The following is a 6,216-nucleotide window of genomic DNA, read 5'->3' on the forward strand; positions in this document are numbered from 1 at the left end:
CATTCCTGCCGCCTCGACGAAGTCGTCGGCGCCCTGCAGGAAATCGCCCGGCGCTTCGCGCCGCGGCCGATGGCCGTGGCCGGCTTCTCCCTCGGCGGCAATTTCGCGCTGCGCGTCGCGCCGGGCGCGCAGGTTCCGGTCACGGCCGGCATCGGGCTCGCCGACGCCGCGGAAGTGGCGAACCTCGTCGTCGGCCTCGGCGACGGGCGGCCGCTGCTGCTGTCGGACGTGGCCGACGTCCGCGCCGGCGCCGACTTGCCGCGGCAGTATGTCTGGCACGCGCAGGCCGGCGCTGCGCCGGGCAGCCTCGCGCTCGCACCGGCGGTGACGATCGCCGTCGCCAAGCAGCCCGGCGCGAACGCGACCGACATCACGCGGGCCATCCTCTCGCGCCTCGACGCGCTGCGGGCCACGCACCTGCCCGACAGCGTCCGCGTGACCACGACGCGCGACTACGGCCGCAGCGCCGACGACAAAGCCGCCACCCTGATCCGCAAGCTCGTGTTCGCGACCCTGTCGGTCGTGCTGCTGGTCCTGTTCGCACTGGGCTGGCGCGAAGCGCTCGTCGTCGGCAGCGCCGTCGTGCTGACGCTCGCGCTGACCCTGTTCGCGAGCTGGGCGCTGGGCTTCACGATCAACCGGGTGTCGCTGTTCGCGCTGATCTTCTCCATCGGCATCCTCGTCGACGACGCGATCGTCGTCGTCGAGAACATCCACCGGCATCGGCAGCTCGGCGCCAAGTCGTTGCGCGAGGCGATTCCGCTGGCCGTCGACGAGGTCGGCGCGCCGACCATACTCGCGACGTTCACGGTCATCGCGGCGCTGCTGCCGATGGCCTTCGTGTCGGGGCTGATGGGGCCCTACATGCGGCCGATCCCGATCAACGCGTCGGCGGGCATGCTGATCTCGCTGCTGATCGCGCTGACTGTGACGCCGTGGCTCGCCGCACGGCTGCTGTCACGCCACGGCGCCGACGGCGCGCACGGTTCCGCCGGCGGCGGCCGGCTGACGCGCGTGTTCCGCCGCGTGCTGGCGCCGTTCCTCGATCCGGCGCGCGGCGGCCGCCACCGCCTGCTGCTGTTCGGCGGCATGGCCGCGGCCGTGCTGTTCGCGGCGCTGCTGGCCGTGTTCGAGCTCGTCGTGCTCAAGATGCTGCCGTTCGACAACAAGTCGGAATTCCAGGTCGTGGCCGACCTGCCCGAAGGCACGCCGCTGGAGCGGACCAACGCGCTGCTGATCGAGCTCGCGCAAGCGCTCGTCGACGTGCCGGAAGTGACCCACGTACAAGGTTACGCCGGCACTGCCGCGCCGGTGAACTTCAACGGTCTCGTGCGCCAGTACTACCTGCGCAGCGGCGCGAACGTCGGCGACCTGCAGGTCAATCTCGTCGACAAGCACGACCGCTCGCGCAAGAGCCATGACATCGCGCGGGCCGTGCGGCCGCGGCTGGCCGACATCGGCCGCCGCTACGGCGCGTCGATCAAGGTCACCGAAGTGCCGCCGGGCCCGCCGGTCATGGCGCCGCTCGTCGCCGAGATCTACGGTCCGGACGCGGCCCGCGCGCAGCAGATCGCACGCGCCGTTCAAACCGCGTTCGCCGCGACACCGGGTCTCGTCGACATCGACACGAGCCTCGAATCCGATGCGCCGCGCGAGCTCGTCGCGGTCGACCGCGAACGCGCCGCGCGGCTGGGCATCAGCCAGCAGCAGGTCGCCGAGGCGCTCGCGCTGGCGGTTTCCGGCAGCGACGCGAGCTATCTGCGCGACGGCGCGTCCAAGTATCCGGTGCCGATCCGGTTGCGCCTGCCGGCCGGCGAGCAGGCCGACCTCGCACATCTGCTCGCGATCCGCGTGCGCGCCGCCGACGGCCGGCTCGTGCCGCTGTCGGAACTCGTACGCGTGCAGACGCAGGCCTGGGAGCAGACGCGCTACCACAAGGATCTCGCGGCCGTCGTTTACGTGACCGCGGACGAGGCCGGCGCGCTGGACTCGCCGCTGTACGGCATGTTCGGCGTCGTCTCGCAGTTGCGCTCAGGTCCCGTCGCCGGCGAGACGCTCGCGCAGCACTTCTTCTCGGTGCCGGCCGACGCGGCGCGGTTCGCCGTCAAATGGGACGGCGAATGGCAGATCACCTACGAGACCTTCCGCGACATGGGCCTGGCCTATTCCGCGGGCCTCGTGCTGATCTACCTGCTCGTGGTCGCGCAGTTCCGCAGCTACGTCGTGCCGCTGATCATCATGGCGCCGATTCCGCTGACCGCGATCGGCGTGCTGCCGGGCCACGCGCTGCTCGGCGCGCAATTCACCGCCACGTCGATGATCGGCATGATCGCGCTGGCCGGCATCATCGTGCGCAATTCCATCCTGCTCGTGGACTTCGTCAATCAGGCGCTGGCCGAAGGCCGCGCTCTGGCCGATGCGGTCGTCGACGCCTGCGCCGTGCGCGCGCAGCCGATCGCGCTGACGGCCGTCGCGGCGATGGCCGGCGCGTTCTTCATCCTCGACGATCCCATCTTCAACGGTCTCGCGATCAGCCTGATCTTCGGCATCCTAGTCTCGACCGTGCTGACCCTGTTCGTGATCCCGCTGCTCTACTACGCGCTGTTGCGCGGCCGCGGACAGCGGCTGGCAGCCGCGCCGGATTCTTCACCGAGGAACGAACCATGACGACGGTACAGGAGCTCGTGGCGCAGGCGCGCGGACGCATACGCGAGATCAGCATCGAGGAAATGCTCGCGCTGCAGCGCGCCGGCGTGCCGGTCGTCGACGTGCGCGAACCCGACGAGTACTCCGCCGGCCACGTGCCGGGCGCGGTCGGCATTCCGCGCGGCGTGCTCGAGTTCGAAGTCGACGGACATCCGGCGGTGAACGGCCGTCGCGATCCGGCGCTGTCGCATCGCGATGCTCCGCTCGTGCTTGTCTGTCGCAGCGGCGGCCGCTCGGCGCTCGCGGCCGATGCGCTGCGCCGTCTCGGTTTCGCGCAGCCGCTGTCGCTGGCCGGCGGGCTCAATGCCTGGCTGGCCGAGGGCCGGCCGCTCGCCGCGGACGGACAGTCCTGACCGCCGCGGCGTGGCTCAGCGCACGGCGGCGAAGCGCAGGGCGTCGTCGTGCCAGCGCGGCGTCGCGCGGATGCGCGGCAGCACGTCCTCCACTTCATCGACCAGCGACCACATGTCGATGTGCTCGGGGTTCATGAAGCGCTCGGCCACGACGTTGCGCAGGAACGCCTGCAGCGGATCGTAGAAGCCGCGCGTGTTCAGCAGCACGATCGGATTGAAATACAGCGCGAGGCGCTTGAGCGTGATCGCCTCGAACAGCTCTTCCAGGGTGCCGCTGCCGCCGGGCATTGCGATGACGGCGTCGGAGCCGGTCAGCAGGCGATGCTTGCGCTCGCGCATGTCCTCGACGATCTCGAGATTGGCCACGCCCGGGTGCTGCCATTCCACCTCGATCATGAAGCGCGGGATGATGCCGACGACTTCCCCGCCTTCGGCCAACGCGCCGTCGGCGAGCGCGCCCATGAGGCCGCTGCCGCCGCCGCCGTAGACGACGGTGGCGCCGGCGCGCGCGAGCGTCGCGCCGAGGCGGCGAGCGGTGTCGCGGTAGACGGGATCGACGCGTTCGCTCGACGCGCAATAGACGCAGATACGCATGGCAGGGCCTCGCCGAAAGCGCCGCAGTGTACGCGGCCCGGCGCGCCGCCGGTAATGGCGGATCGTGCGGGCGGCCCGGCGGCGCGCCGCCGGGACCGGCCGTTCGATCACGGGGCGCCATCGCTCAGCTGCCGCCCCCGAAGCTGTTCGCGAAAATGCGGTCGCTGCAGTCGAACACCTGGGCCGGGTCGACGACGACATGGAACGCCGTGCCGGCCTGGAGCGGACTGTAGCTGTAGATCTGCCAGCGGCCGCTGCCGGTGCCGTAGTAGACGTCGAAATTGCGCGGCGCTGCGCTGCCGGTGCCGACGCGGCTGACGTTCGCGCGCGCGCAGCGGTTGCCGTTGAGCAGCGGATGGTCGAGCACGACGGTGTTGCCCGAGGCCGGCGCGTCGACGCGGAACGCGTTCGGGCTGGCTTCCTGGGCATAGATGTCGAACCCGGCGTCGGCCGGCATCGGCGCGCCGTCGAGATTGGCCACGCGCCAGACGCCGGCCGAAGGTCCGGTCGCGACGTAGTTGAGGCCGACCGGATGCGCGTTGTACACGCCGCTGCCGGCGCTCCAGTTCTGCGTCACGAGCACGATGCGGCCGGGCAGGTTGTTGACGGAACTGTCATCGAGCGTCGTCGTCGCGCCGCTGCTGTTGGCCGCGCTGCTGACGTGGCGGAACGCGCCGCCGCCGTCGCCCGGCGCGAACACGTTATAGGCGGCGCCGGCCGGCACCGGGGTCGTCGCGTCCTCGCTGAACAGGCGCCATTTGCCGCCGAAATAGTAGATGCCGAGCGGCGTGTCGTTCGCGACGCCATTGCTGACGGCGTTCCAGTTCGGCGTCGCGATCGGATCGGCGTCGGCCCGGCCGTCGAGCACGGCGTCGTCGATGCGCGTGATGTAGCTGCTCGTATTCGCGGCGCTGGCCTGGTGCAGCAGGCTGCGGTCGCCGTATTCGTAGGCGCCGATGTCGGCGGTCGCGCCGCCGGCGCCCTTGAAGCGGCGCAGGCCGTCGGCGTCGTTCGTCGGCAGTGCGTTGAAGATAAGGCCGAGCGCCAGGGTCGCGTTGTCGGCCGCGTCGACGGCCGGCGAGGTCGCGCGCAGCCGGGGCGCGTCGCGGTCGACGAGCCGCGCGTCGGCGGTGATCGTGTTCGCCCCGGGTGTCGCGATGTTGCTCGCGACGTTGAGCAGGTTGTAGTCGTTGCTCAGCGACGGCGTCAGCGCGGTGGTGAACACGAGGCCGCGCTCGCCGGCGATCAGGTTGTTCTTGACCAGACCGCTGATCGACGCGCCGGCGCCGCCGCCGGACCACTGCGTCGCACTGATGCCGTTGCTGCAGCGGCTCACGGTGTTGTTGATCGCCTGGGTACCGATGTGGCCGTTGTTCGCGACGAAGCCGATGCCGCTGCCGGTGGAGCCGCTGGCCGGCGTCGCGGCGCAGACGACGACGTTGCTGTAGACGCGCGCCTCGAAATCGCTGGCCGTGCTCGAGAACAGGCCCTCGGACACGAAGATGCCGCTGCGGAAGAAACCGCCGCGCACCGTGTTGCCGTGGAGCTTGATCGTGCCGCCGCCGCCGGCGTAGGCGTCGACGAAGATGCCGGCGCCGTCGCCGGCGGTCGCCGCGCCGCTGCGCACGGTGTTGTAGTAGACGTTCGCGTCGACCGTGCCGCCGGCATTCGCGATCTCGATGAGTCCGGCATTCAGGCTGCGCGGAATCGCCGTGATGCGGTTGTCGTAGAGCAACGCCTTCACGGTGTTGCCGCTGCGGCCCTCGACGCGAATGTAAGTCGGCGAGGACACCTGGTCGAGCACGAGTCCGGAGAAATCGAACGTGGCGGTGCCGGTGCCGTTGTAGGCGGCCCAGACGTAGCCGTCGGACAGGCTCAGCCCGCGCAGGGTCACGGCCTGGTTGCCGAGGATCGCGGCCGAACCGATGCTGATCCAGCGGCCGGAGGCCAGGCGCGGCTGCGATCCCGTCGCCGCGACGACGCTGAGGCTGCGGTTGTAGAGATTGAGGTTCTCGTCGATCGTGGCGCTCGTGGCAACGACGACGATGCCGTCGTCAGGCGTCGCGTCGATGCAGGCCTGCAGGGTCGTGTTGCACGGCGCGCCGCCGGGCCAGGTCGCGGCGACGGTGACGGCGGGCGCGGCGAGCGCCAGCGCGCCGAGGAACAGGCGAGCGAGGAACGGGAACATGGGCGACTCCAGTCAGGGGACGCCGGAGTAAGCGCAGTTCGACGGCGGCGCAGGACAGCCGTCGCGGTTCAGGGTCGCAGCGCGGCCTGCTCGGCGCGCAGCCGGCGCGGCAGATACGGCAGGCGCGCGAGGGTCGCCATGGCCGCGGTCCTTGCCGTGGCCGCTTCGACGGCCGGCAGGCAGCGCGCGAGCAGCAGCTGCGCGCTGGCTAGGTCGGGCAGCAGCGGCGGACCGCCCGTGGCGAGACTCGCCGTCGCGGACTGCAGCCCGCCGCGCGCGCCGGCACAGTCGCCGTTCGCGACGCGGATGCGCAGCCGCACGAGTTCGAGCCGCGCGCGGCGCGGATGCGCGGCCGGCAGGCTGTCGGCCAGCGCG

Annotated in this window: 5 protein-coding genes; 2 read left to right on the plus strand and 3 right to left on the minus strand. The window is 71.2% G+C overall.

The window, feature by feature from the left end; all coding sequences use genetic code 11:
- Both NON22_RS18925 and NON22_RS18930 read left to right on the plus strand, forming a co-directional pair.
- Window positions 1–2,667, plus strand: a 2,667-nt coding sequence (locus tag NON22_RS18925; protein ID WP_257388518.1) for an efflux RND transporter permease subunit, incomplete at its 5' end; no start/stop codon positions are given.
- Window positions 2,664–3,059: a rhodanese-like domain-containing protein gene (locus tag NON22_RS18930; RefSeq protein WP_257388519.1), complete on the plus strand. Its 396-nt coding sequence runs from the start codon at window positions 2,664–2,666 to the stop codon at window positions 3,057–3,059. The genes NON22_RS18925 and NON22_RS18930, both read left to right, overlap by 4 nt.
- 15 nt (window positions 3,060–3,074) lie before the next feature.
- Here the strand turns inward: NON22_RS18930 and NON22_RS18935 are convergent, their stop codons facing one another.
- The 3 genes from NON22_RS18935 to NON22_RS18945 form a co-directional block, all read right to left on the minus strand.
- Window positions 3,075–3,653 carry an LOG family protein gene (locus NON22_RS18935; RefSeq protein WP_257388522.1) on the minus strand — a complete coding sequence of 193 codons (579 nt, stop codon included), beginning with the start codon at window positions 3,651–3,653 and terminating at the stop codon, window positions 3,075–3,077.
- 124 nt (window positions 3,654–3,777) lie between these two features.
- Window positions 3,778–5,841 (minus strand): DUF7452 domain-containing protein, encoded by a 2,064-nt coding sequence (locus NON22_RS18940; protein WP_257388523.1) that lies wholly within the window; start codon window positions 5,839–5,841, stop codon window positions 3,778–3,780.
- 68 nt (window positions 5,842–5,909) lie between these two features.
- A partial coding sequence (locus NON22_RS18945; RefSeq protein ID WP_257388524.1) for a hypothetical protein occupies window positions 5,910–6,216 on the minus strand: 307 nt, incomplete at its 5' end.

It is taken from the genome of Tahibacter caeni (genome assembly GCF_024609805.1).
GTDB lineage: Bacteria > Pseudomonadota > Gammaproteobacteria > Xanthomonadales > Rhodanobacteraceae > Tahibacter > Tahibacter caeni.